This window comes from uncultured Brachybacterium sp. (genome assembly GCF_947500705.1).
Classification (GTDB): Bacteria; Actinomycetota; Actinomycetes; order Actinomycetales; family Dermabacteraceae; genus Brachybacterium.
In genome coordinates this window covers 139,759-166,129 of sequence record NZ_CANMSY010000003.1, presented here as the reverse complement: position 1 = coordinate 166,129, position 26,371 = coordinate 139,759, and the positions used below count along the sequence as shown (strand labels likewise).

Here is a 26,371-nt window from a genome sequence, read left to right as displayed (position 1 = left end):
GGCGTCTGCCGGACGTGAAGTGGGGTCAGTCGGTGAGATACATGGGGTTGGCCAGGTTGTCCCGAATGTGGAAGAGCTCCTCGATGACGCCGTCCCGTGAGGCGGGGGTCATCTGGGCCTTGAGGAAAGAGGTGCCGAGGGCGAAGGCTCTCCCCGACGAGGTGCGCGGCGGGATCAGCACCGCAACTCCGTAGACCGACGGATTGGTCTCTCGATCATCGATCGCGTATCCGCGCTCACGCACCGCTTCGAGCTTCTCGAGGAGCTCGGGCAGCGTCCCGACGGAATGGTCGGTCCAGCGCGGGAGCGACTCCGGCTCCCGGAACCGATCTCGGATCACCTCCTCGCTGAGCTCTGCGAGCAGGACGCAGCCGACTGCGGTGATGGAGGCCGGGAAACGATCCCCGATGGTGGCGGAGAGCCGCAGCGGAGCACGTCCCTCGTGACGCGCGAGATACAGCGCCATGTCCCCGTCGAGCATCGCGATCTGCGCGAGCTCGTTGCGCACATAGCGCGAGCTGCTGCATTCCCGGTAGAACTCCCGGACGATGTCGAATCCGCGCAGGTAGGCGGCTCCGAGCTCGACCGTCTTGCGTCCCAGGGAGAAGTCCCCGTCACGACGGCTGAGCAGGCCCGCCTGCTCGAGGGTGACGCAGATGTTCAGCGTGGACGACTTCGCCAGTCCCAGCTGCCGGGCGATCTCCGTCGTGCTCATCGGATGGCCCTCGGCGGCGAGCAGGTCGAGGACCGCCGCGGCGCGGGCGACCGCCGGGGAAGGGCTCTTCGTCACTTCCGGGCGCGCAGGCGCCTCATCCCGTGGCTCGGGGCCCAGAGGCTCCGGCGGGTGGATGGGGCGGAGGTCTGCCTCGAGCGCGGCGGCGTCCACCGCGTCGGCGTGGCGCTCAGTAGAAGTCAACGGTGTCCATCACATTCTTCGGCCGGCGGCCGTCGAGCAGCGCCGTCGCGTTCTCGGCGAAGAGCTCCGCGATCAGGCGGTCCTCCGCATCGTCCAGCGCGGCGGTATGCGGAGAGACGAGGACGTTGTCCATGGCCCACAGCGGACTGTCGGCGGGGAGCGGCTCGGTGGCGAACACATCGAGTGCTGCGAAGCCGATCCGGCCGTCTTCCAGCGCGGCCACCAGCTCCTGCTCGTCGATGACGGTGCCACGGCCGACGTTGACGACGATCGTGCCGGGTCGCACCGCAGCCAATGCCGCCTTCCCGATCATGCGGAGCGTCTTCTCCGTGCCGGGGGCGGTGTTGACCACCGCGTCGGCCCGCGCCATCGCGTCGGCGATCCGCTCCGGGGGGTAGACCTCGGAGACTCCGGGGACCTCCTTCTGGCTGCGGTTGACCGCGATCACCTCTGTGCCGAGCGCTGCGAAGCGTTCCGCCACCGCCTGCCCGATCGACCCCAAACCGACCACGACCACCGTCATCGCGTTCAGATGGCGCATCACCCAGCGGCCGCTCCAGACGCGGTCGCGCTGCTGTGCCTGCAGACGGGGCAGATCCTTCGCGCCGGCCAGCACGCCGAGCAGTGCGAACTCCGCGAGCGTGTGCGCGTGCGGACCCGCTGATGTGGTCACGACGAGCCGCTCGAGCACCTCCGGATCGAGGCCGGCGGCCTTGACCTGCCCGCCGCCGCCGGCAGCCATGGTGTGCACCCAGCGCAGTCCGGGGTTGGCGGCCACGGTGCGGGCGAGTGCGGCAGGGTCGGAGTCAGGGATGCCGTAGAGGGCGTCCGCCCCATCGACCAATTCGTCGAAGCGTGCCTGATCGGTTGCCGACCGCGTGAAGGAGGGGTCGCCCTCGTGATCGCCGGGCCACCGCATCGGCGGCAGCAGGCTCTGATCTCGCACCACGTCCAGTCGCGGCTCGAGCGCGACGAGCAGCTCGCAGAGCTCTTCGCTCAGCGGGGTGACGACTGCGACGCGCATTCGCTCGGGATCTCGCAGCTCTGTCATCAGGCCACTCCTCATGTCATCGGCGGGCGGTGCGTGAGGGCCTCTCGGCCCCACGATCCTCGTTCCGCCTTGCCTACAGTGCCAAGGGTCAACATTTCGAACCCGGTTCACGATGCTGTCTCGCAGCGTCTGCGTTATTAGTACGTCACCCCTGAGGCTTCCGCAAGTCCCCCTGCCCTCTTGGCGTGCGGATGTCACCTGATCGTGACCTCGCTCCTGAGGAAATCAGGGTGCTTGCAGGCAGGGAGGACCTATGCGCGGGTCGTGGGCTGCATCAGATCCCCGTGCCGTCGATGGCGGATCGGTCACGGGTCGCACCGTCTGCGGGGTTGTGGAATGCTGATCACGATTCAGCGCAATGCCCATGATGGCGCGTGCTCACCTCATGGCCGGGTCCTCGCGGGCGGCAGTGCGTCCTCGCGGGCATCCGCGCCTGCGCACGGGATGCTGGCGCGGCGTCGACGCGGTGTCTGAATCGCCAGCCGCTCACCGATGGCCCGGAGCGCTGCCCCAGCTCCGCGGCCCGACGAGGAAGGAACGTCGCCAGATATCCCGCCGACCACCATCGCTCATTGCTGACGCAATGAGGTCGGTGGATTTTGTTGTGCAGGAAATTCTGAAGTATTTCCGGCGGGTGCTGATCAGTGAATGTGTGACCCGCCGTTGATATCCAGGGTCACGCCCGTGAGATATCCGCCGTCGCGCCCGAGCAGGAATGCAATTCCGCCGGCGACGTCGTCCACCGTGCCTACTCGGCCAACGGGCAGTTCATGCAGGAGGAACTCTTTGCGCTCGTCGGTGAGGCGCCCACCCATGATGTCCGTGTCGATGGAGCCTGGAGCGACCGAGTTGGCGGTGATCCCGTACTCGCCGAGCTCCCGCGCCCAGGTCTTCGCCATCCCCAGCAGTGCGGCCTTGGAGCCGGAATACGCAGCCCGCCCGTACACGCCACCGCCCCGCTCCGCGGATGCTGAGGAGACGTTGACGATGCGACCCAGGCTATGGCGGCGGAAGATCTTCACAGCTTCACGGGTGACGAAGAACGTGCCATGGACGTTGACGTCGAACACGCGCTTCCACTCCTCCGTGCTGACCTCGGTGAAAGGGACGGGGGAGGAGACTCCGGCGTTGTTGACCACACCCACCAGCTGCGGGAGCTCTGCGTCGATGCGGGCGACGGCCTCGATGACTGCTTGCTCGTCCGAGATGTCCACGCCGAGGCCGAGCGCGGGGGTTCCGTGGTCCGCGGCGATCTGCTCGGCGACCTGCTGCGAGGCGCTCGCGTCAAGGTCGAGCACTGCCACGGCCCACCCTTCTCTGGCCAGACGGAGTGCCGTCGAGCGCCCGATGCCACGTTCGGAGGCGGCGCCGGTGACGATGGCGGTGGGGATTTCCGGGAAGTCGGTCGCTGGGTAGGGCGTGAGGGTCATGGTGGAGTTCCTTTGTGAAAATGGTGCAATGGGGCCGGTTCGTGGCGTGTCTAGAATAGACGGTGCACTGCCGCTCTGATATCGACGCTGTTGCACCAGTCGCCGCAGTCCCCTGGGAGTCGAGGGTTTCGCTCCGAAATATTCCGATGACGCTGGGAGGCCTGATCGTGTCACCGCAGCCTGTATTTCGTCCTGATTCCGCCAGTACTCCGAATGTGCCCAGCACTCCAGATGCGTCCGGCGCTGCTGAGGTGTCCAAGAGCCCGGTCCTCTCGGTGTCCGTTCTGGGCCTGGGGCCGATGGGGATGCCGATGGCGCGCAACCTGCTCGCAGCTGGAATGCCCACCACGGTGTGGAACCGCACCCGTGCGACGGCCGAGACGCTGGCCGCCGACGGCGCCGTCGTCGCCGACTCGGTCGCCGACGCAGCGGCGGACATCGTGCTCTCCGTGCTCCCTGACGTCGCTCCGCTCCGGGCCCTGCTCGACGACGGTGCACGTGCCGCGATGGGCGCGAAGGGCACGCTGCTGGTGGTCATGTCGACGACAGGTCCGGAGGAGGTCCGTGCTCTTGGCCGGGACCTCGCCCCACACGGCATCCGGGTCCTGGATGCACCGATGTCCGGCGGGGTGGCCGGCGCCGCCGATGGCTCGTTGAGCCTCATGATCGGTGGGGACGCTGACGACGTGGCCCGCGCCCGTCCAGTGTTCGAGGTGCTCGGTGGCACCATCATCCACCTCGGAGACCTCGGCACCGGATCCATTGCCAAGCTCAGCAACCAGATCGTGGTGGCGGGCACGCTCGCCTCCATCGCGGAAGCTTTCGGCCTCGCACGAGCCAGCGGCATCGACCTGGACCAGCTTGCCGAGGTGCTGGGCGGCGGGCTCGCGGCCAGCGCAGTCCTCTCCCAGAAGCGGGACAAGCTGCTGTCCCGCGACTACTCCCTGGGAGGCAGCACCGACAATCAGGTCAAGGACCTGCTGTATGCGACCACGGCGCTGGGCCAGGCGGAGGTCTCGAGCCGACTCACCCCGGTGCTGCTCGAGGCCTTCCAGGACGTGGTCGCGCGAGGGTACGGGCAGCAGGACCATACGGCGATCCAGGAGTTATTCGAGCGCCCACGGGACTGAGCTCCGGGGTACGACTGCTCCCGAGCGCAGCGGTCAGAACGTGTGACCATGCACTGCGGAGCCACCCCCTGGGAGATCTGGGAGGGTCCCCGTCGTGCATGGTGGCCACGTCAGCCACAATGGCCTCGTGACCTCAGCCAGCGCAACCATCGACACCGTCCTGGCCCTCCTGCGCGGTGAGGCGCAGGATGAGGCCCAGCTCGAACAGCTCTCGCTGGAGGCGCAGACGCTGCCGATCGGTGAGCTCGTCTACCTCGTCGAGGCCCGCCCCGCGACCGAGGCCGCGCTGCTGTTCCGGGTGCTCGGCAAGCCCAGCGCCCTCGCGGTGTTCGAGGCGCTGCCGGCGCATCATCAGGCCGAGCTGATCTCCGCGCTGCGCACCCAGCAGGTCGCCGACATCATCGGGGAGCTCGATCCTGATGACCGTGCCTCCCTGTTCGACGAGCTGCCGGCCTCGGTCGCCGAGCGCCTGATGCACGGCCTCGATGCCGACGAGCGGGCGATGACGACCGCGGTCCTCGGCTATCCGCGCCATGCGATCGGCCGCTATATGTCGCCCGAGGTGCTCACCCTCGCCCCCGGGCTCACCGTGAGCGCGGCGCTCGAGCATGTGCGCGGGCACGCTGAGGAGGCGGAGACGATCTACCTGCTGCCCGTGGTCGACGACACCCGCACGCTGCTGGGCGTGGTGGGGCTGCGACGGCTGCTGGTGGCCGACGGCGCGGCGCTCGTCGGCGACCTCGCCCATGCGCCGGTCAGCGCCACCGCGACCGACGACCGCGAGGACGCCGCACGCCGCTTCTTCGCTGCGAAGCTGCTGGCCATGCCGATCGTCGATGGGGAGGGGCGGCTGGTCGGGATCGTGACGGTCGACGACGCCGTGGGCATCATCGAGCGCGAGAACGCCGAGGACTCCGCCCGCACCAGCGGCTCCGAGCCGCTGCCACGCGCTTACCTCTCCACCCCGATCCTGCGGGTGGTGCGCAGCCGCATCGTCTGGCTGCTGGTGCTCGCGATCTCCGCGATCCTCACCGTCCAGGTGCTCGAGGTCTTCGAGGACCGGCTGGACCAGGTGGTGATCCTGGCGCTGTTCATCCCGCTGCTGACCGGCACCGGCGGCAACACCGGCAACCAGGCCGCGACCACGGTGACCCGCGCGCTCGCCGTGGGGGAGGTGCGCGTACGCGACCTGCCCCGGGTGGTGTGGCGCGAGCTGCGGGTGGGGGTCGTGCTCGGCATGGTCCTCGGCGCGCTCGGCTTCCTGGTGGCAGGCCTCGTCTATGGCTGGGCGATCGGGGCCGTGATCGGGACGACGCTGCTGTCGATCTGCGCCATGGCCGCAATCGTGGGCGGCATGATGCCGCTGATCGCGAAGCGGGTGGGGGCGGATCCGGCGGTGTTCTCCAATCCCTTCATCTCCACCTTCTGCGACGCCACGGGCCTGATCATCTACTTCACGATCGCGACGGCCGTGCTGGGGCTCTGAGGCGGGCAGGCTTGCCGCGGATATTTGACGCGGCGCCACGAGGGGCGCACACCGGCTGCCCCCCAATGGTCGAAGCGCTTCGATATATGCTAGATGGCACGCGAGGCACCTTCCTGGCGGGCGACCGTGGCCGTCGCCGCGGTCAGGGGGGTACTCCTGGGCGTGCTCACGCACGAGCCGCACGCACCTCGCGCGCAGGTGGGGATCGATCTTCTTCGGCACGCTGTCCATCCTCTCGGACTCAAGCAGCAACGGCATTAAACCGGCTCATCGCATTTGAGGGTGTAGCCGGGGTCTGAAGCCGCCTGATTCGAGGAGGCTGCGGGCGATGTAGTTGGTGAGGTTGCGGAAGCCGAGGGCGGAGCCGCGGAGGTGCTCGAGCCGGCCGCTTATCGCTTCGGTGGGGCCGTTGCTGGTGCCGGGGCGGTCGAAGAACGCCAGGACGCCCACGGAGCGCTTGGTCAGTTGTCCGGCCGAGCTTGCCCAGTTCCTCGAGGGTGTCGGGGACCTTCTTGCTCAGCGCCGCGATCACCTTCTCCATCTTGGCCTTGGCCTTTGCGCGGTCGGATTCTCGATACGCAGCGACCATGGCCTGGTAGATCTCCCAGGTCGCTTCGACCGCGGCGTGCTTCTCGTGGGCGAAGAAGACGCTGAGGCGCTCTTTTTGGCGATCGGTCAGCAGGCTCATCCCGGTGTGGAGGGTGCGGCGCGCCTTGTAGAGGGGGTCGTTCTTGTGGCCTCTGCGCTGGTGGAGCTGCTGCTGGACGCGTCGTCGGCAGTCGTCCAGAGCGCCGCTGGCGAGGCGGACGACGTGGAAGGGGTCCATGACCGCGACTGCGCCGGGCAGAGCCTCGCCGGCGGCGGTCTTGAACCCGGAGAATCCGTCCATCGCCACCACCTCGATGCGGTCCTTCCATTGCTTGGGGCGGGCCTCGAGCCAGGCCTTGAACGCTGCCTTGGAGCGGCCCTCGATCATGTCCAGCAGCCGCGCGGGCCCGGTCTTGTCTCGTGCCGGGCTGAGGTCGATGATCACGGTGACGTACTTGTCGCCGCGCCTGGTGTGGCGCCACACGTGCTCATCGACCCCGATCACGCGGACTGCGTCGAAGCGGGTGGGGTCATCGATGAGCAGGCGCTTGCCCTCGGCGAGGACGGCGTCGTTGGCGGTGTGCCAGGCGACTCCCAGCCCGGCGGCGACCCTTGCGATCGAGAGGTGGTCGATGACCAGGGCCTCCAGCGCCCACCGCATCCCACCGCGAGAAAGCTTCGCCCGCTTGGGCGCTGCAGTGGTGGTGTTCTCTCGCCAGCGGTAGCCGCAGTGCCCGCACTCGTAGCGGCGGATCCGCACCAGCAGGGTCGTGGGTCGGTGACCGAACGGCTCGTGGGCGAGGGACCGGGCGATCGTGCCCCGCGAGGTCGCCTTTGCCCCGCAGGCGCGGCACCACGGATCCTCCTCGGCGAGCCGGCACTCGAGCACCGCCCGCTCGGCGGAGAGTCGCTGACCGACAGCGACAAGGCCGAGCTCGTCCAGGCGCGCGAAGGTCGTCAGATCGGGGCTGTCGAAGGTAGCGTTGGGCACGTCGAGGTCTTCCTGATGGCGAGCGTGAGAACTTCCATCATCGGGAGACCTCGACGTCTATCCCGGCACCGACGCGCCCCTCCCGCGCTCAGCATCTACACCCTCATCTGCGAAGAGCCATTAAACCTGGGTCGATTCAAACCGCGCGCGGACGGTAGCGGACTTGTGGTTGCGAAGTAGCTTTTCCAGGTCGGCGAGGTCCTTTGTGGGGTGTTCAGCGAGTCCCTGGGCAAGGCCGTCGAAGAGGGCGCAGCCGTCCTCCTGCATCAGGGCGCTGCGGATTACAGCGTATGTGCGATCGCAATCGTTGGGGTACTGGTGTGCGTGTTCAATGAGGCTGAACCCAGCCTGTGCGCGGACGGAGGGGTTCTCGTCAACGATCATTGTCGCGAGGAATGGGAGCTTGCGGTCGGAGTTCCATGCAGCGAGGGTGCGGACAAAAGCGAGCGGGCTGTCTCGTCTTTCGTTGAGAAGTAGGGCTTCGACCTTGGGGTCCGGGATGGTGCCGGCTGCGATGCGCAGGTGGGTCACCGCGGCTGAGTATTCGTTGGTGCCACCGAATGGGTCTCCGAAAGAGCGCCCGCAAAGATTGGGGGCGAGCTTCCGGAGTTTCCGTTGGACGTGCTGTGGAAGATCGGGGAACCGCGCTGCGAGTCGGCGGACTGCACGCTGTTGCTGTGTCTCTTCGATGACGCAGGCTTCAAGTGCGTCGGTTACTTCCTTCCAGAGTTTGCGATCGTTGGTGTTAAGGGCTGCAAGGACGAGGTCGTCGAGTTGGTCGTTGGCGTATCCGGTCATGGCCATGGACCCGTCCTTGCCGCGGGCGTTCTCGACCATGGTGCGGACGGTCTTTGCTGCGCTCTTGCCGAACGCGATGAAGTCGTCGTGGTCTGTTGAGCCGACCACTAGGAGGGCGCGGACGGCGCTCGAGCTGCCATCTGCTGCTTCCTTGCGGAGTTCTGCGATGGCGTCGCCGTTGACCGGTCCAAGAGCCTCTAACATGCCGACCCTGTAGTGGTCGGTTCTCTTGGTGGCGGCCCTGCAGAGATTGTTGATGCGGGTGATGTTTAGTTTGGAGACGGCGAGCGCGTGCACGATACGAAGGTACGAGTTGGCCAGCGAGTCGTCGCAGGTTGCGAAGTCTGCAGCGATGAGGTCGGCGACTTTCTTGTGCGACTTTGTCGAGGCCGCCGTTAGAACTCGCGCGAAAGTCGCGTCAGCCTCATGCCATCGATAACTCCAGGCACTACCGTGGACGCGGACGGGGCCCTGGTTCTTGAGCAGGTCAAGGATGCGTTGCACGACATGGTCTGCGGCCTCCGTGCTGAGCAGATCGCCACCTTTTGCAAGGACGGCCATGGTTGCGCCTTCGTTGCGCTTAGTCCATTCGTGGTACGCGATAGCGTTCACTAGGGAGTGCAGTGTGTCCACCGGGCCGTCGAGCCACATCTTGCGGGCGGCGTCCTTGGCAGCCTTCTTCTCTCCGATGAAGATGAGCGCGCCGAGTGCTGCGGCGAGGTGGGTTGGGTCGGACGTCGAGGTGAATGTGAGTTTCGCGTTTATCGCGGTGAGGTGCCGCCAGGAGTTCCAGGAGCCGCTGAAGGCGGCGGTCCACGCGATCGTGGCCAGGTCGTCGCGGGCGGTGTTGTTGATGAAATGCATCGTGTTGTTTGCTGTCCAGCCCTCGAAGCGGTATTTGAGGTCCTTCTCGAGTGACCAGCTGACGTCCTGTGCCCGCCACCAGTTTCCGGCGTGGTCCTGAGCGGTGACGGTGGCCTCAAGGTCGCCGTCACCGAACCTGGCGTTGGCATACAGGATGGATGCAGCGGCGCCCCGGATGGCGCTGACCGACAGGTCGCCGTCGAGGGTTCTAGTTGCAACCAGAGCCTTCTTGGCGGCGTCGACCGCTTCTTTGGGTTTATCCAGTTCAAAAAGGAACGCAGCCTTGTGGGTCAGAAGCCATCCGCGGTCGGCAGGCTTTGTCGCACTTGACGGCACCAGCGTGTCGACGGCGTCCTGAGCCTGTTCGCCTTTATAAGCGATGCACGCCTGAACGACAAGGCTCGCGTCACGTTCGAAACGGTGTCGGGCATTTGTTGCAAGCTGCTCGAATTGATCGCTACGGCCGGTGGAAAGCAGCTCCTGGAGCGCGTGTACGAAGCGCCAGCTCCATTCCTTGTTGTTTTCCCAGTCCTCAACCTTCGGGCACTGGCCTTCACCGGCGCGATGGGCAAGTTCGGTGTACCGGTTCCTCAGCACCATCGCCACGGCTTCCTCGAAGCTGACCTCTTCGGTTGCGCGGTTCGGATGCGGTGCGATGAGGCGAGGGAGGACCATGGCAGTGCGGAGTCGCTCCGAAGGGCCAAGTTCGTTGAGCTTGCCGCTCCAGGCAGCACCTTCGAGAGCGTATTTTCGCTTCGAGACCGCGACCTCGGTCAGCGCTTCAGTATTGGTCTCGTCTACGGTCTGGGCGAACGGGACGAAGATCTTCCGGCCCTTGCCGGTCGAGACGATTGCGTCACCGTTCACCTCGGCCCAGTACGCGATCTGATTGTCGACGTCGACCAGGACAAGCAGGTATGGCAGGCCGAAGGAAAGCCAGTGGTCAAAATGGTACGTGTCGGATTCTGCGAACCACCAACCCGGCTTTCCCTTGTGCCTGTTGGTCGGCTTCAGGTACTCAGTGGGGCTCGCCTTGACCTGCATGAAAACGGGGGCGCCGAGGTCCCAGGTGTCCTCCTTGCCGTCCGGGGCCGCTTCATCGCGTGCGAACGTTACGAGGTCGGTCCCGATGTCCTCGCTGAGCTTGACCGGGGGCGCCCATCCGATGTCGGCGAAGATGACCTGGGCTTTAAGCTCGCCACGCGAGCCAGTCATCTTGGTGGAGTGCACGGGCGTTGTCATGGCTCCAGTACATCAGGTTTGATCTCCGGGGTTCAGAACATCCTGCGCCGGCCTGTTCAGGCCCAAAATAGGTCGTACCACACGCCGCATGTGGCCTCTCCTCGGGCCGCCCCTCCACAGGGCCCGGTCCCCCACTTTCCCGGCGGGCTGGTGGCGGAGATGGTAAGAGATTGATGGGCTGACGGACCCGAGAAACCCTGCAGGTGGGAGACCGTCATGACCCTCGTTCCGCTGTCCCCTGGCGGTGCCGAGCCCGCACCGCTGAACCGTGCCGCCGCCGAGTCCCTGGGTGAGCGCATCCAGCAGCAGGCGGCGGCGATCGCGACCGCGACCTGCGAGCTGCTCCTGATAGTTGGTGAGTTCGAGGTGAGGGGTGCGGTGGGCTGGTTCGTCAGCCTGAAGTCGACGGTGCACTGGTTGTCCTGGTCCTGCTCGATGGCGCCAGGCACCGCGCGGGAGCATGTGCGGGTGGCTCGAGCGCTGCCGTCGATTCCGCTGGCGGACGCGCTCCCAAAGCCTTGCCCGCACCTTCCTCGATGCCGAGCCCGATGATCGCTCCGGAGAGGACAGGCACCTGGTGATCGTCCAGGTCAGCGCCGAGGCTCTCGCCCAGAACGTTCCCGCGGGAATGCCCCCACGGTGCGGCGTGCTCGGAGCGGGGCAGCTCGAAGTCGCCACTGCGGAGCGTCTGGCCTGCACCGGCAAGGTCGCCGTGGTGATCACCGATGCGGGAGGGGAGGTCCTGTACCTGGGCAGGTCACAGCGCCTGGCCTCCCGCGCACAGCGTCGTGCCCTGCGGCTGCGGGACACCACGTGCACCCTCCCGGGCTGTCACCAGGTCAAGCATCTCGATGCTCACCATCTCCTCCCGTGGTCCCAGGGCGGGCCGACGGACATCGAAGGACTCGCTCTCCTCTGCCGCCGCCACCACGTCATGGTTCACGAGGGCGGGATGCGGATGGTGCTCCATGCCGCACGCCCCTCACCTCACCACCGGCGGTTCCAGGTGCTCGACAGCACCGGGAGCCCGGTCCAGGCTCGGTGGCCGGCCATGCTCGAGCAGATCCGCATCCGGGAGGACTACGGCAGTGCGGGCGTCTCCACGGCTGGACACAGGAGCGTGGCCGCAGCGATCCCTCCTGTCCCGGACCCAGGACGGATCGCCGCGACCACGGCTGGCGATGGCTTCAGCCTCGCGGCCTGCGTCGATGCGCTCTGTCAGAACATCATCGAACTCGCCGCCTGAACTGGCCGCTTGAGGCTAGCCGCCAGAGATTGGCACGCAGCAGAGCGGCCCGCCGGGACTCCAGCCGCACGATCCCGGTCGATTCCGAGCCAGATCGTGAAGTTTCTGGCTCGGAATCGACCGGGATCGAGAGCGGGTCGACGTAACGCGCGGGACTACTTGCTGAAGCCGGCGGTCAGGCCGCTGATCAGCTGGCGACGACCCGCGATGTACAGCACCAGGATGGGCAGCGCGGAGAGCATCACCGCGGCCAGCACGGCCGGGATGTTTACCGTGAACTCGCCCTGGTAGGCCCACAGCGACAGCGGCAGCACACGCTTGTCGGAGCTCTGGGTGAGCACCAGCGGGAACAGGAATCCGTTCCACACCTGCAGCGCGTCGTAGATGCCCACGGTGACCACGGCAGGCTTCGCCAGCGGCAGCACCAGCGAGCGGAACATCTGCCAGTCGTTGGCGCCGTCGATGGTCATCGACTCGTACAGCTCCCCCGGCACATCGCGCAGGAAGTTGGTCAGGATCAGGATGGTGATCGGGATGGCGAAGGCGATCGAGGGCAGGATCAGCGCCCACAGGGTGTCGTACAGCCCCAGCTGCACGATCAGGTAGTAGATCGGGATGATCGTGGCCTGCAGCGGGATCGCGATGCCCATCAGGAACAGCTTCTGGCTGAACTTCGCCAGTCGGGTGCGTGAGCGCACGATGACGTAGCTGGCCAGCAGCGAGGCGGTCACCACGGCGACCACCGTGATCACGGTGACGAACACCGAGTTCGCGAAGTAGCGCAGGAAGTCGTTCTCGAGCACATAGCGGAACGGCTCGAGGGTGAACTCGGAGGGCAGTGACAGCGGGTTCGAGGAGAAGTAATCCTCGCGCGGCCGCACGCTGGTGACGACGATGTAGTAGATCGGCACCAGGATCACCAGCAACCAGGCGAAGCCCAGCAGGCCGCCGACGACGTTGGGGGAGCGGTGTGTTCTCGTGCTCATCTCAGGCGCCCTCCATCTGGCTCTCCATGCGATCCGCGCCGGAGACGCGGTTCAGGATCAGCGACAGGGTCAGTCCCACAGCCACCAGGATCACGGCGATCACGCTGGCCGGACCCATCTGGTAGGAGCGGAATCCGGTCAGATACATGTCCAGCGGCAGGATGCGGGTGGCATTGCCGGGCCCGCCGCCGGTCAGGATGAACACCAGGTCGAAGTAGGTCAGCGAACCGACCAGCATCAGGGTGGAGCTGGTGACGATCGTGTACTTCAGCTGCGGCAGGGTGACGTTGAAGAACTGCCGCACCCTCCCCGCGCCGTCGAGCGTGGCCGCCTCGTACATCGAGGTCGGGATCTGCCGCACGCCCGCCTGGTACAGCAGCGAGTGGAAGGGCACGAAGGACCACGAGATCACCATGATCAGGGTGTAGAAGGCGAAGTTCGGCGAGCCCAGCCAGTCCTGGCTGAGGAAGTCCAGGCCGAAGGCGCGGGAGATGCCGAAGTTCGGGTCCAGCAGCGCCTTGAACGCGATGCCGGTGGCCGCCGCCGAGAACAGCAGCGGCAGGAAGTACAGCACCGAGAACACCTCGCGGTAGCGCTGGTGCCCGGCCATGAAGACGCCCAGCAGCAGGCTCAGCGGGAACTGCACCGCGTAGCTCAGCACCGTCATCAGCAGCGTCAGCCACATGGCGTTCAGCGTCACGGGGTCCTGGAACACCTGGAACCAGGCGGTCAGGCCGGCGAACTGCGGTGTGCCCAGCCCGTCCCAGGCGAAGAACGAGAGCACCACCACTCCTGCCAGGGGCAGCAGCGCGAACACGCCGAAGAAGCTCAGTGCGGGGACCAGCAGCCAGTTGCTGGGCCCGGTCTGCAGGTGTCGACGATCGCTGGAGCGGCCGAGGCTCCCGCCCGGGTGGGCCGACGAGGGCGGGGTGCCCTCGTCGGCCGAGGTGGCGGCAGCGGCAGGGGCGGCACCGGTGAGGGGTGCGTGCGACTGCCCGGCGGTCATGCCGACAGGGTCGCGTTCATGCTGGTCACGAACTCTTCGGGCTGGATCTCACCCAGGAAGATGCGGGAGAGGTTGTTCAGCAGTTCCTGCGCGGGGGCCGGGGCCAGGGCCTGGTCCCAGGACAGCTGGAAGTGCGGAGCGTTCAGCACCATGTCGTAGGCGAAGGACAGGAAGGCCTCGTCATCCAGCCCGCCGAAGGACTCCTCGAGCCCGGCGACCGCCGGGATCGCACCCATCGCCAGGAAGTTCTCGACCATGTCCTGGTTGAGGTTGAACTCGTTGAGGTACCTGATCGCGAGCTCCTGGATCTCCGGCTCGGCAGCGGCCGAGACCGACCAGTAGTTGGCCGGGTTGCCGACCACGTTGGCGGGATCGCCCGCGCCGCCGTCCTTCGCCGGGAAGTTCAGGAACCCGAGGTTCCCCTCGGCCACGAAGTCCGGTGCGTCCTGCTTGAAGGTGCCGTAGACCCAGCTGCCCTGCAGCAGCATCGCGGCCTGACCGGTGTGGACCAGGGCGGCGTCGGCCCCGGCGTCGGCGGCGACCGAACCGAAGGCGTTGCCGAACGCGCCGGCATCCTTCAGCTCGATGATCGCCTCGAGCGCCGAGGTGATCGCCGGATCGGACCAGGCGTCGGCCTCACCGGCGATGATCTTCTGGAAGACTCCTTCGCCGCCGATGCGGTCGGTGAGGTACTGGATGTACATCAGCTCCGGCCAGATGCTCTGACCTGCCAGGGAGAGCGGGGTGATGCCGGCCGCGGAGAAGGTCTCGACCGCAGTCATGAGCTCCGCCCAGGTGGTGGGCGGGGTGACGGCGTGCTCCTCGAACAGGGCGGTGTTGTAGTAGAGGATCACCGGCTGGGTGTCGTTGTTGGGGACGCCGTACTGGGCGCCGTCCACCTGGCCCACCATCCCGATCGACTCGATCGTGCGGGAGAGCACGTCGTCGACCTTGCCGGAGAGGTCCACGACCGCGTCGTTGGCGACGTAGTCGGCCAGGGTGCCGCCGGCCCAGTTGAAGACCAGGGTGGGGGAGTTGCCGGAGCCGATCGCGGTGCGGATCTTCTCCTTGTAGGAGTCGTTGGCGAAGAACTCCACGGCGAAGGGGTTGTCGGGATTGGCCTCGTCCCAGGCGTCGAAGGACGCCTGGTAGGTGTCCTGCTTGGCGCCGGTCAGGGCCCAGACGGAGAGGCTCGACGGGGAGCCGCCGCCACCACTGGGCTGGGTGCCGCCTCCGCAGGCGCTGAGGACGGCGAGGGACGGGATCGCCAGGCCGAGGCCCGCGAGAGTTGCGCGGCGGGTGGGTTGCATCATTGCTGCCTCCAGGGTCACGGACCGACACTTAACTGAAAGATTTCGGAAACTAATGTCGGTGACGTTAAGTTAATTCCTCTTACCGCCAGAGGTCAAGCGGAAGGGTGCGCATCCGTGTCTCAACCCATCGTGACGTGCGCACAACGCATCGGGGTGACGGCGGAGAGGCGCGCCGCAGGGCCCTGGGAAGGGAAGAAAACTTTCGCGGGAAGCAGTGTGGGCGGTGCAGTCCGGGGAGGCGAAAGCGAGAGGCCGACGGGCTGCGGAATCATCGGCGCGCCCTGCACGCAGAACGATCCCGGTCGATTCCGAGCCAGATCGGTGGGGCTTCTGGCTCGGAATCGACCGGGATCGTGAGAAGGGCGCCGCGAGAAGGGTGCCGCGAGCCGGGTGTCGGTGCGGGGCGCCGCCGGTCGCTGGGCGCTGGCCGGGTGGGGTCAGGCGCGGCCGGTGAGCTCCCGGGCCTGCTCCTGTGCGGCGATCGCGAGCTCCACGGCCTTGAAGGCGTGCTCCTGGGTCATGGCGTTCTCGGTGCGGTTCAGCACGTCGAGGATCAGCTCCCCGAAGAAGGGGTAGCCCACCTCGCCGGTGGCGTTCATGCGGTGCTCGCCCTCGCCGTCGACCAGGATCACCTGACCGCCGCCGTTGTCGGTGGTGACGTCGACGTACTTGCGCAGCTCGATATAGCCCTCGGTGCCGAGGATGAACGTGCGACCGTCACCCCAGGTGCGCAGGCCGGCAGGGGTGAACCAGTCCACGCGGACGAAGCCGGTGGCGCCGCTGGAGAGCGCGATGTGCGCGTCGCCGTAGTCGTCGAGCTCGGGGTGCTCGGGATTGCCGAAGTTGCCGATCGAGCTGGAGAGGATCTCGGCGTCGTCGGAGCCGGTGAAGGCGAGCATCTGCTCGAAGTTGTGACTGCCGATGTCGGTGAGGATGCCGCCGTAGCGGGCGCGCTCGAAGAACCAGTCGGGACGGGTGGAGGGATCGCCCATGCGGTGCGGACCCATCCCCTGCACCTGGAGGACCTTCCCGATCGCGCCGCGGTCGATCAGCTGACCGGCCAGCACGGCGGCCTCGACGTGGATCCGCTCGGAGTAGTACACGGCGTACTTCTTGCCGGTCCGCTCGACAGCGGCCTTCGCGTCCGCCAGCTGCTCGCGGGTGATCAGCGGAGTCTTGTCGGTGAAGTAGTCCTTGCCGGCCTCCATCACCCGGATGCCCAGCGGGGCACGATCTACGGGGATGGCGGCGGCGGCGACCAGGTGGACCTCCTCGTCGGCCAGCACCTGCTCCTCGCTCGAGGCGATCGCGACCTGCGGGAACTGCTCCTTGAACGCGGCGGCGCGCTCAGGCTGGGTGTCATAGACCCACTTCAGGGTGCCGCCGGCGTCCAGCAGGCCCTGGGTCATCCCGCCGATGTGGCCGTGGTCGAGGTGCATCGCGGCGAAGACGAACTCGCCGGGTTCCACGACAGGCTTCGGCATCGAGTCCGGCGCGTAGTTGGCTCCTTCAGAGACAGCCATGGGGTGGTCCTTTCGGTGGAGGGGGCGGCGTGAGGGCATCGGATGCCTCCGGGCTCGGGGCGGGCCGACGACGGACCGCGCCGTCGCGGGGCGGTGATGCCGAGGGCGCCGCGGGATGGCTACCAGGTCAGTGTCATGCATCACCCCTGCGGGCGGTGTCGTATGCCGGATGTTGCCAGGTTCCGGCGGCGGGATCCTGCTGCTAGCGTGCCTGAGGTGGATCTGTTCACTCTCAGCTGGTCAGCGCTCCGTCACGGCGTGGCGCAGCTCCCCGACGCCGCTCTTGATGCCCCGTCCGGCTGCCGCGGCTGGCGCGTCCGGGACCTCGTGCACCACCTGATCCTGCAGGCGCAGGACGTGTTGGTCACCCTCGCCACGCCTGCGGAGACCGCCCCCACCGACGACGCTCTCAGCTGGTGGACCCCGACCCCGATGCCGATCCCGCCGGACGGCCACTGCCCGTATGACGCCCTGATCGTGCGGATGGCCGACGCCTACGGGAGCGCCGCCCAGGTGCGTGACAGCTTCGAGCACGTCGCAGCGGCCGCCGGCCGCGCCGCGCTGCTCGCTCACCCCGACCTGCCGGCCAGCGCTCGAGGCAGGACGCTGACCGTGAGGGACTACCTCGGTGCCCTCGTGCTCGAGGCGACCCTGCACCACCTCGATCTGGTCGCCGACCAGCGCTCAGCGGAGGGATCTGCTGTCGAGGGCCCGCCCGCGGAGAGCCTGGCCGCCGCCCGCGAGATGGTCGAGCGGCGGCTGCGTCTGCGGCTGCCAGAGGCCTGGACCGACGCCGACGCGCTGCGGATCGCGACCGGTCGCCGCCCGGCGACGTCGGCCGAGCGCGCGGAGCTTGACGCCCTCGGCCCGCGCGGGCAGATGCTGCCGCTGTCGTTCGGCTGAGCGCCCACGCCCTTCGTCACGGTCAGCCGCGGCCGTGACCTCGCACAACTCCGCTGCGTGAGCGCCCTGGGCCGGGTCTATCGTGGGAGACCACTCCATAGGCGGTGCCCGCGCACAGGCGTCCGGATCCGGTGCTCCGCCGTGGGCACGGGAAAGGTGCACCGTGATCGACGTCCTCGAGGGGAGCCCGCTCCTCACGCTGTTCCTGGTCGTCGCCACGGGCGCGCTGCTGGGCGCGATCCCCTTCGGCCGGATCCGCCTCGGCGCCGCCGGTGCGCTGTTCACCGGCCTCGCTCTCTCCGCGATCGCCCCGCACCTCGGTTCGGGCATGGAGATCGTCCAGGCCCTGGGACTGGCCCTGTTCGTCTACACCGTCGGGATCTCCGCCGGTGCCGCCTTCTTCGGCTCCCTGAACCGGCAGCTGCCGCTGCTCGCCGCCGCCACCGTCAGCACCGTGCTCGCCGCGGCCGCGACCCTCGTGCTCGGCCAGGTGCTGGGTCTGACCCGCGATCTGTCGCTCGGCCTGTTCACCGGTGCGCTGACCGCCGCCCCCGCTCTTGACGCCGCCTCCCGCCTGACCGGCACCTCCGGGCCCTCGGTGGGCTACTCCTTCGGCTATCCGATCGGCGTGATCGTCGGGATCGTGCTGGTCTCGAGCATCGTCACCCGCGCCTGGCCGGGACGGAAGGACACTCCGGCCCTGGCCGGCACCGGTCTGGCCTCGACCACGGTGCGCGTGCAGCGCTCGGTGAACCTGCGGGACGTCCCCCAGTGGCACGCGCAGCAGGTGCGCTTCTCCTACCTGCGCCGCGACGGCAGGGTGCGGGTGATCGTGCCCGGTGAGGACCTGCTGGCCGGGGACGAGGTGGTCGCCGTCGGCCTGCCCGAGCAGGTGGAGGCCGTCACCGCCGAGCTCGGCGAGACCAGCGACCGCCACATCGCGCATGACCGCTCGCTGGTGGAGTTCACCCGGCTCACCGTCTCCAACCCCGACCTCGCCTCCCGCTCGATCGCCGAGCTGAACCTGTCGGTGCGCTTCGGCGCGGTGGTCACCCGGGTGCGGCGCGGCGATCTCGAGCTGCTGGCCCGCGACGACCTGGTCCTCGAACCGGCCGACCGGCTCGCCGTGGTGGTGGACCGCAGTCGGCTGGACGCCGTCCACGCCTTCCTCGGCGACTCGGACCGCAAGGCGGGGGAGCTCGACGCGCTCTCCTTGGGGCTCGGCCTGATGCTCGGCGTCGCGCTGGGCCTGGTCAGCCTCCCGATGCCTGGCGGGAGCAGCTTCTCGCTGGGACCGGCTGCAGGCCCGCTGCTGGTGGGCATGATCCTCGGCGCCCTGCGCCGCACCGGCCCGGTGGTGTGGGCGCTGCCGGGCAGCGCGAACCGCACGCTGCGCCAGCTGGGGCTGCTGCTCTTCCTCGCCGGGCTCGGGCTCACCGCTGGGCCGGAGGTCGCGACCATGCTCGCCTCGCCGACCGCGTGGCGGGCGGCGGTGCTGTCCGCAGTGGTCGCGGCGCTGAGCTGCCTCGCCCTGGTGATCGCCGGGCGCTGGGTGCTGGACCTCTCTGCTCCGCGCGCTGCGGGCGCGGTGGCGGGCTTCCTCGGGCAGCCGGCGGTGCTCGAGGCCGCGAACGCCCGACGGGCCGACGAACGCATCGAGGCCGCCTATGCCACGCTCTTCGCGTTCTCGATCGTGGTGAAGATCCTGCTGGTCCCGGTCATCTGGAACCTGTGACGCGGCAGCACCCGTGACCCGTCGGCCCGACCCCGTCGGCCCCATGACCCGCGTGCGCAGGGCCAGGGAGTCCTCTACGCGTGGGTGGCGCCGATGATCGACTCGCCCTCCTGCGAACGGACCGAGGCGGTCTTCTCGAAGAAGTGCGGGGCCCGCTGGACGAGCGTGCCCGCGCGGTACCAGGGGTCCCCGGGCCGGATCGGCAGATCGATCGTGCGGCGCTCGATCGCAGCGGCGTAGATCGCGGTCACCAGCTCGATCGCGTCCTTCCCGGCCTGCCCGTCGATCAACGGGGCCCGCTCCTCCCGGATCGCTGCGAGCACATCCCCGATCTGCCCGGCGTGGCCGGTATGCACGAGCGGGACGTGCGAGGCGGCGAGGGACTCGAGCTCCTGGATCAGCGACTCGTTCCCGCCGGTCTCAGGGAAGCCATTGGGCCGGGCCGTCTCGGCGGCGACCGCCCAGGGCTGGGAGATCCGGGCGTGCTCTCCCTGGATCACGACCTCCTGCTGCTCGCCGTGATGGACCACCGAGCTCGTCAGCTCCGCGAGCCCTCGCTCGTACTGCAGGATCGCCGCGGAGAGGTCCTCGACCTCGGCGTTGTCGTGCCCCGCGTTGGTCATCATCGCCGCGACCGCCTGGGGCCGGCCCAGCAGCCACAGCGTGAGGTCGAGGTGGTGGATGGCGTGGTTCAGGGTGGGCCCGCCGCCCTCGGACTCCCAGGTCCCGCGCCACCACAGGTCGTAGTACGAGCGGCCGCGCCACCACGCCGAGGCGATGCGGGCATGGGCGATACGACCGATCTTCCCGGTCTCGAGCACGGCCTTCAGCTGAGCCAGGTCGTCACGGAACCGGTTTTGGGCGACCACCGAGAGGAGCCTGCCGGAGCGTCGCTGCGCCTCGAGCATCCGGTCGCACTCCTCGAGCGAGGGCGCCATCGGCTTCTCCACGATCACATGCACCCCCGCCTCGAGCGCCTGGACGGTCAGCTCGCAGTGGGTGCCCGGGGGAGTGGCGATCGAGACCAGGTCCAGGTCCTCCGCAGCGAGCATCGCGCCCGCCTCGGCGTAGACCCGCGTCCCGGCCGGACCCTCCAGACCATGAGCGGCGCGCGCCGCCTCGGCCTTCGCGGGATCGATGTCCGCAAGGCCGACGATCCGCACCTCATCCGGAAACTCGAGATAGGCGGCGAGGTGGGCGCGGGAGATGTTCCCGGTGCCGATGATGCCGATGGAGAGCATGGAGGAGAGTGCCTTTCGGGCGAGGCGACGGGTCTACGGGTCTACGGGTCTACGGGGGACGGGTCAGGACCCGGAGGGTGCGAGCGCGGTCAGCGCCACCGCCTCCGGGCGCTCGCAGGTGCTCGCAATCTCGACCCGGGTCCCCGAGTGCGCGGACTCGAGCACCGCGTTCATGGTCTCCAGGACGTGCTGGCCGAGCCGGCCGCTGGCCCGCAGCTGCTCATCGCGCATCGCCATGTCCTGCAGCCCGATCCCGCGCGAGGCCTCCTCGTAGCCGGCCGAGACCGGCAGGACCTCCCAGTCCTTGCCGTCCAGGCGTCGGATCGAGACCTCTCCGGCGAAGTGGTTCGGGTCGGGGACCGCGAGGGTGCCCTGGCTGCCGTGGATCTCGATCGGGTGGATCGAGGTCGCGACCGCGTCGAAGCTCATCACCAGCGTGGACAGCGCCCCGGACTCGTGGACGAGCACTGCGGTGACGTGGGTGTCGGTGCTGACCGGGATGGTCTCCCCGGCGCGCGGGCCGGAGCCGATGGTGCGGGTCTCGCGGGCGCGGCTGGCCGCGCCGATCACCGAGGCGACCGGGCCCAGCAGGGTGACCAGTGCATGGATGTAGTACGGGCCCATGTCCAGCAGCGGACCGCCGCCGGGCGTGTAGTAGAAGTCGGGCTGCGGGTGCCAGCGCTCATGGCCGGGGCAGACCATGGTGGCTGTGGCGGCGATGGGAAGCCCGATCAGGCCTTCGTCGATCGCGGCCCGGGCGGTCTGGGTACCGGTGCCCAGCACGGTGTCCGGTGCGGAGCCCACAAGCACCCCGGCCTCTGCGGCGGCGGCGAGCACCGCCTGCCCCTCCTCGGTGGTGACCGCGAAGGGCTTCTCGGAGTAGATGTGCTTGCCGGCGGCGATCGCCGACAGATCGATCTCGGCATGCGCCGCGGGGATGGTCAGGTTCAGCACCGTGTCCACCTCGGGGTCGCTGAGCAGCTCCTCGACGCTCAGCGCCCGCACGCCCTCATGCTGTGCGGCGACCGCCTCGGCGCGGGCCGCGTTGAGATCGGCGACCGCCACCAGCTCCACGTCCGGGAGGTGGCCGAAGGTCGCCAGGTACTGGGCAGCGATCACGCCGCAGCCGATCATTCCCACCTTCATCGGGTCGCCTCCGCCTTCACGTGGTCGCCGTAGGGCTGCTCTGAGCCGCGGGCGGCCCAGAGCATGCCGCGCTCGATCACGGTGCGGACGTTGGGATCCTCGAGCACCTCGACGCGGTGGCCGGGGGTGGAGACGAAGATCCGGCCCTCGCCCCACTGGCGGGTCCACAGCGCGGGCGAGGTGATCTCGCGGTGCCAGGGGTCCCACTCGCGCACCTTCTGGGTGGTGGTGGCGAGAACGTCGCAGTAGTCATCGGCGAGCACCCAGTACTGCTCGGTGACCAGGTCGAAGTCGGTGATGCCCTCGGTGATCGGATGCGAGGCCGCGGCGGGCAGCATGTTCACCGTGTACGGCACGTAGTTGTCGGCCTGCTCGCCCTTGCGCTCGTCAGGGTGCTTGCCCGGGTGGCAGCCGAACTGGCCACCGATCAGGGTGAGGTAGTCGGATTCGTTGCGGTAGGAGTCGGCGATGCCGCCGTGCCAGCCGGCCATGCCGGTGCCCGCTTCGATCGCGGAGCGCAGCCCTTCGAACTGGGGCCGCTCGATGGTGTTCATGGTGTTGCACTGGACGATCAGGTCGACCGTGGCCATGTACTCCGCGTCGGCGTAGATCGCGGGGGAGTCCTCGATCCGGACCGTGAAGCCGTTCTCCTTCAGGAAAGGGAGGAAGAGGTCGGTGGCTTCGACGGGCTGGTGCCCGTCCCAGCCGCCGCGGACGACGAGGCAGGTGCGAGAGGTGGTCATCGGGTGGTCTCTTCCGTGGTGGTGCCCGGCGTGTTGGTGTCCGGCGTGGTGGTGGTCGTGGGGTCGGTGGTGGTCCAGCTGCTGCCGCTGTTCGAGCTGGTCTCGACGGCGGCGAGGACCTGCTGGACCTGCAGCGCCTCCTCGAAGGAGGGGGAGGGGTCGGTGCCCTCACCGATCGCGGTGACGAGGTCGGCGATCTGGTGGGTGAAGGTGTGCTCATAGCCCAGGCCATGCCCGGTGGGCCACCAGGCCGCGGCGTAGGGGTGCTCGGGCTCGGTCGTGAGGATGCGGGTGAAGCCCTGACGTCCGGCCGGGGCCGTCGCGTCGTAGACCTCGAGCTCGTTCATCCGCTCGAAGTCGAAGGCGATTGAGCCGTCGGCGCCGTTGATCTCCACACGCATCGCGTTCTTGCGGCCCTGCGCCATCCGGGTGGCTTCGAAGGAGCCGAGCACACCGGTCTCGAAGCGGGCGGTGAACAGGGCGACATCGTCGACCGTGACGTTCTGGCGCTCGGCGGAGGCGTCACCCTTGCCGCCGAGACCCTGCGCGGTGCCGGCTGCGGGACGGGTGGCGACCACGGTCTCCAGGGTGCCGGAGACCGAGGCGATCTGCTGCCCGGTGAGCCACTGGGTGAGATCGATGATGTGCGCGCCGATGTCGCCGAGCGCTCCGGAGCCGGCCTTCTCCTTGTCCAGCCGCCAGGTCATCGGGGACTCCGCATCGGCGAGCCAGTCCTGGAGGTACTGGGCACGGATCTGGCGGATCTCGCCGACAGCACCCTCGCTGATCAGCTGGCGGGCGTAGGCCAGCGCCGGGGTGCGACGGTAGGAGAAGCCGCAGAGCGATCTGGCGCCCTTCGCACGCGCCTCGACCGCGGCGGCAGTCATCTCCGCGGACTGCTCGACCGAGTTCGCCAGCGGCTTCTCGCACAGCACGTGCTTGCCCGCCGCGAGCGCGGCCATCGCGATCTCGTAGTGGGTATCGCCCGGGGTGCAGATGTCGATGATATCGATCTCGGGATCGTCGATCACGTCCTGCCAGCGGGTGGTGGTCTGCGCGAAGCCGTAGCGCTCGGCGGCGGCGACCAGGGAGCTCTCCGTGCGCCCGGCCAGCGTGCGCAGCTGCGGGGTGAGCGGGAGATCGAAGAAGCGGTGGGCATTGCGCCAGGCATGGGAGTGGGCGGCGCCCATGAAGCCGTAGCCGATCATGCCGACGTTCAGGGTGCCGGTGCGGTCTTGCGTCGTGGTCATCGGTGAAGCACTACTCCTGAGTGAAAGTTTCGGACGAGATGAGCGGGGCCTGCGGGATATTCGAACCGACGGGGTCCATACTCCGTGCCGGTGCCGAGAAGTGTCGCGACCAGCGTAGTAAGGCTATGACAGCGCATTCCGAAGCGCCAGGGCCACCTCGGAGTGCTCTGCGCCCACCCTATCGGAGAGAGGCTGTTGACCCCATGTTCCCCCCTGTCGTACGCTCGCGCCACCGAAAGCAACCGAAAAGGTTGCTAAACCTAGACTGAAAATGCCTCCGGGGCGTAGGTGCAGCGAACAGGTCGACGTCGTCGTCGCCTCGCCCACCGCAACCGTCACGGGCCGTGCGAAGGAGCGTCATGACCATTCCGCTGTGGAATGACCGGAGCCTCAGCACCGAGCAGCGCGTCGACGCGCTGCTCGCGGAGCTGAGCCTCGAGGAGAAAGCGGCCCAGCTCGGCAGCTACTGGAAGCGGCCGACGCTCGGGGACGCCGAGGGATTCGCCCCGATGCAGTCCACCTTCGAGGAGGGCCGGGACCCCTTCGAGGCCGCGGTCGAGGGCGGGCTCGGCCATCTCACCCGTCCCTACGGGAGCGCCCCGCTGGAGGGCGAGGACGGGGTGGAGAACCTGCGGACGATGCAGCAGGCCGTGGTCAACGGGTCCCCGCACGGCATACCGGCCCTGGTCCACGAAGAGTGCCTGACCGGGATCATGGCCCACGGGGCCACCACCTATCCCGCCGCGATCGCGTGGGGCGCGAGCTTCGATCCGGCCCTGATCGGGGAGATGGGCGAGCGGATCGGCACCGACATGCGCTCGATCGGCGCCCACATGGGACTCGCACCGGTGCTGGACATCGTGCGCGACTACCGCTGGGGCCGCATCGAGGAGACGATGGGCGAGGACCCCTATCTCACCGGCGTGCTCGCCACCGAATACGTGCGCGGCCTGCAGTCCTCGGGCACGATCGCCACCCTCAAGCACTTCGCCGGCCACGCCGCCTCCCGCGCGGGCCGCAACCACGCCCCGGTCTCCATCGGGATGCGCGAGCTGCACGACATCGACCTGGTCCCCTTCGAGATGGCCGTGCGCCACGGCGAGGTCGGCGCCGTCATGAACTCCTACGCGGACATCGACGGCACCCCGCCCGCCGCCAGCCACTGGCTGCTCACCGAGCTGCTCCGCGACACCTGGGGCTTCGAGGGCACCGTGGTCGCCGACTACTGGGCAGTGAGCTTCCTGCAGTCCATGCACCGCGTGGTCGAGGACGACCGAGGAGCGGCGCTGGCCGCCCTGCGCGCTGGGCTCGACGTCGAGCTGCCCGAGACCACCACCTACCCTCACCTCGTCGCCGCCGTGCGCGAGGGAGAGCTCGAGCAGGAGGTGCTGGACACCGCGGTGCGCCGGATCCTGCGCCAGAAGGTCGAGCTGGGCCTGCTCGATGCGGACTTCGACGCCGCCACCACCGGCGAGACGATCGATCTCGACTCCGCGGAGGGCCGCGCCCTCGCCCGGCGGATGGCCGAGGAGTCGATCATCCTGCTGGACAACCCTCACGACCTGCTCCCGCTGACGCCGACCCCTGAGCCGCAGGACCCTGCTGGCCCCGCCAGCCCCGCGTCGATCGCCCTGATCGGACCCGCCGCCGTGCAGCCCCGCAGCTTCCTGGGCTGCTACAGCTTCACCAACCACGTCCTGTCCCGGCTGGAGGACAACGGCACCTCCGTGCAGGTGCCCACCCTCACCGAGGCGCTCGGCGCGGAGTTCCCGGGCGCGTCGCTCACCACCACCGCCGGCACGGACTTCCTGGACCCCGACACCTCCGGGATCGCTGCCGCGGTCGCGGCGGCGCAGGCCGCCGAGCTCACGGTCCTCGCCGTCGGCGACCTCGCCGGACTGTTCGGCGCAGGCACCTCTGGCGAGGGCTGCGACGTCGAGAGCCTGCAGCTGCCCGGAGCCCAGCACGAGCTGGTCGAGGCGGTGCTCGCCACCGGCACGCCCGTGGTGCTGGTGCTGGTCACCGGCCGCCCGTACTCACTCGGCGCCTATAAGGGCCGTGCTTATGCGATCGTGCAGGCCTTCATGCCGGGTGAGGAGGGTGCGAGCGCGATCGCCGGCGTGCTCTCCGGCCGGGTGAACCCCTCCGGTCGCCTGCCCATCGGCATCCCGAACGGAGTGGGCGGTCAGCCCGGCACCTATCTCTCGCCCGTGCTCGCCTGGGAGAGCGATGGCATCTCCAACCTCGACCCCAAGCCCCTCTTCCCCTTCGGGCACGGCCTGAGCTACTCGCGCTTCGAGTACTCCGACCTGGAACTCTCCTCCGAGCAGATCGCTGCCGACGGCACCGTCGAGATCTCCGCGACCGTCACCAACACCTCCGGTCGCGATGGCAGGGAGGTCGTCCAGCTCTACCTCAGCGACCCCGTGGCCAGCGTGGTGCGACCGCTCAAGCGCCTGGTCGGCTTCACCAAGGTGGGACTCGCCGCCGGGGAGAGCGCCCGCGTGAGCTTCCAGCTGCACGCCGACCGCACCTCCTTCACCGGTCCCGACCTGCAGCGCATCGTCGAGCCCGGCGAGTTCCGGGTGCGCCTCGGCTCCAGCAGCGAGGACGTGACGCTGGAGGGCTCCTTCCGGATCGGCGGAGAGGTCCGGGTCCTCAGCCCCGGACGGCACGTGCTGGACACCCCGGCCGTCGTATCGCCGCTCGCGCTGCGCTCGCAGGATCAGCTGGCCCCGAGCAGCTCCGCAGCAACGATGGGACGCGCTCTGTGATGAGTGCCG

18 protein-coding genes and 1 pseudogene are annotated in these 26,371 nt (G+C 68.5%); 6 read left to right on the top strand and 13 right to left on the bottom strand.

Features of this window, described 5'->3' with window-relative positions:
* Positions 1–25: 25 nt before the first annotated feature.
* The 3 genes from Q0937_RS06850 to Q0937_RS06840 form a co-directional block, all read right to left on the bottom strand.
* On the bottom strand, positions 26–916 hold the full coding sequence (locus Q0937_RS06850) for an IclR family transcriptional regulator (RefSeq protein WP_299301372.1): 891 nt from the start codon (positions 914–916) through the stop codon (positions 26–28).
* Positions 903–1,967 carry a D-2-hydroxyacid dehydrogenase gene (locus tag Q0937_RS06845; RefSeq protein ID WP_299301369.1) on the bottom strand — a complete coding sequence of 355 codons (1,065 nt, stop codon included), beginning with the start codon at positions 1,965–1,967 and terminating at the stop codon, positions 903–905. The genes Q0937_RS06850 and Q0937_RS06845 overlap by 14 nt, the downstream gene beginning before the upstream one ends.
* 641 nt (positions 1,968–2,608) lie before the next feature.
* Positions 2,609–3,397 carry an SDR family NAD(P)-dependent oxidoreductase gene (locus tag Q0937_RS06840; protein ID WP_299301366.1) on the bottom strand — a complete coding sequence of 263 codons (789 nt, stop codon included), beginning with the start codon at positions 3,395–3,397 and terminating at the stop codon, positions 2,609–2,611.
* A gap of 251 nt (positions 3,398–3,648) precedes the next feature.
* On the opposite strand from Q0937_RS06840, the gene Q0937_RS06835 reads away from it, so the two are divergent.
* Positions 3,649–4,527 (top strand): NAD(P)-dependent oxidoreductase, encoded by an 879-nt coding sequence (locus tag Q0937_RS06835; protein ID WP_299301363.1) that lies wholly within the window; start codon positions 3,649–3,651, stop codon positions 4,525–4,527.
* Between the two features lie 127 nt (positions 4,528–4,654).
* Entirely contained in the window at positions 4,655–6,013 is a 1,359-nt protein-coding gene (gene mgtE, locus Q0937_RS06830) for a magnesium transporter (protein WP_299301360.1), read from the top strand.
* 267 nt (positions 6,014–6,280) lie between these two features.
* Here the strand turns inward: mgtE and Q0937_RS06825 are convergent.
* Together Q0937_RS06825 and Q0937_RS06820 are read right to left on the bottom strand one after the other, a co-directional pair.
* Positions 6,281–7,592, bottom strand: a pseudogene (locus Q0937_RS06825) (ISL3 family transposase).
* Positions 7,593–7,712: 120 nt separating this feature from the next.
* Complete coding sequence (locus Q0937_RS06820; RefSeq protein ID WP_299301357.1) at positions 7,713–10,496, bottom strand: DUF4365 domain-containing protein; 2,784 nt, start codon at positions 10,494–10,496, stop codon at positions 7,713–7,715.
* A gap of 460 nt (positions 10,497–10,956) precedes the next feature.
* Here Q0937_RS06820 and Q0937_RS06815 point away from each other — a divergent pair, with 460 nt between their 5' ends.
* Positions 10,957–11,742, top strand: a complete 786-nt coding sequence (locus Q0937_RS06815; protein ID WP_299301354.1) for an HNH endonuclease signature motif containing protein — start codon at positions 10,957–10,959, stop codon at positions 11,740–11,742.
* A 155-nt stretch (positions 11,743–11,897) separates the two neighbouring features.
* Here Q0937_RS06815 and Q0937_RS06810 read toward each other — a convergent pair whose 3' ends face one another.
* From Q0937_RS06810 to Q0937_RS06795, 4 genes are all read right to left on the bottom strand, one after another.
* Positions 11,898–12,728, bottom strand: a complete 831-nt coding sequence (locus tag Q0937_RS06810; protein ID WP_299301351.1) for a carbohydrate ABC transporter permease — start codon at positions 12,726–12,728, stop codon at positions 11,898–11,900.
* Position 12,729: 1 nt separating this feature from the next.
* Positions 12,730–13,734, bottom strand: a complete 1,005-nt coding sequence (locus Q0937_RS06805) for a carbohydrate ABC transporter permease (RefSeq protein ID WP_299301348.1) — start codon at positions 13,732–13,734, stop codon at positions 12,730–12,732.
* Complete coding sequence (locus tag Q0937_RS06800) at positions 13,731–15,047, bottom strand: extracellular solute-binding protein (protein WP_299301346.1); 1,317 nt, start codon at positions 15,045–15,047, stop codon at positions 13,731–13,733. Before Q0937_RS06800 ends, Q0937_RS06805 begins: the two co-directional genes overlap by 4 nt.
* Positions 15,048–15,484: 437 nt before the next feature.
* The gene (locus Q0937_RS06795; protein WP_299301344.1) at positions 15,485–16,570 is read right to left on the bottom strand and encodes a Gfo/Idh/MocA family protein; all 1,086 of its coding nucleotides are present in this window, start codon (positions 16,568–16,570) and stop codon (positions 15,485–15,487) included.
* A 216-nt stretch (positions 16,571–16,786) separates the two neighbouring features.
* Here Q0937_RS06795 and Q0937_RS06790 point away from each other — a divergent pair, with 216 nt between their 5' ends.
* Positions 16,787–17,473 carry a maleylpyruvate isomerase N-terminal domain-containing protein gene (locus tag Q0937_RS06790; protein WP_299301340.1) on the top strand — a complete coding sequence of 229 codons (687 nt, stop codon included), beginning with the start codon at positions 16,787–16,789 and terminating at the stop codon, positions 17,471–17,473.
* A gap of 163 nt (positions 17,474–17,636) precedes the next feature.
* Positions 17,637–19,208 (top strand): aspartate:alanine exchanger family transporter, encoded by a 1,572-nt coding sequence (locus Q0937_RS06785; RefSeq protein WP_299301337.1) that lies wholly within the window; start codon positions 17,637–17,639, stop codon positions 19,206–19,208.
* A 74-nt stretch (positions 19,209–19,282) separates the two neighbouring features.
* Here the strand turns inward: Q0937_RS06785 and Q0937_RS06780 are convergent, their stop codons facing one another.
* The 4 genes from Q0937_RS06780 to Q0937_RS06765 all read right to left on the bottom strand — a co-directional run bounded on the left by Q0937_RS06780 (position 19,283) and on the right by Q0937_RS06765 (position 23,588).
* Positions 19,283–20,449, bottom strand: a complete 1,167-nt coding sequence (locus Q0937_RS06780; RefSeq protein ID WP_299301334.1) for a Gfo/Idh/MocA family protein — start codon at positions 20,447–20,449, stop codon at positions 19,283–19,285.
* Between the two features lie 63 nt (positions 20,450–20,512).
* The gene (locus tag Q0937_RS06775; protein ID WP_299301332.1) at positions 20,513–21,595 is read right to left on the bottom strand and encodes a Gfo/Idh/MocA family protein; all 1,083 of its coding nucleotides are present in this window, start codon (positions 21,593–21,595) and stop codon (positions 20,513–20,515) included.
* A complete protein-coding gene (locus tag Q0937_RS06770; RefSeq protein ID WP_299301329.1) occupies positions 21,592–22,338 on the bottom strand; it encodes a ThuA domain-containing protein in 747 nt (248 codons plus the stop codon). Before Q0937_RS06770 ends, Q0937_RS06775 begins: the two co-directional genes overlap by 4 nt.
* Positions 22,335–23,588: a Gfo/Idh/MocA family protein gene (locus tag Q0937_RS06765; protein WP_299301326.1), complete on the bottom strand. Its 1,254-nt coding sequence runs from the start codon at positions 23,586–23,588 to the stop codon at positions 22,335–22,337. The genes Q0937_RS06770 and Q0937_RS06765 overlap by 4 nt, the downstream gene beginning before the upstream one ends.
* A gap of 359 nt (positions 23,589–23,947) precedes the next feature.
* On the opposite strand from Q0937_RS06765, the gene Q0937_RS06760 reads away from it, so the two are divergent.
* Complete coding sequence (locus Q0937_RS06760; RefSeq protein WP_299301323.1) at positions 23,948–26,362, top strand: glycoside hydrolase family 3 N-terminal domain-containing protein; 2,415 nt, start codon at positions 23,948–23,950, stop codon at positions 26,360–26,362.
* The last annotated feature ends 9 nt before the right edge of the window (positions 26,363–26,371 follow it).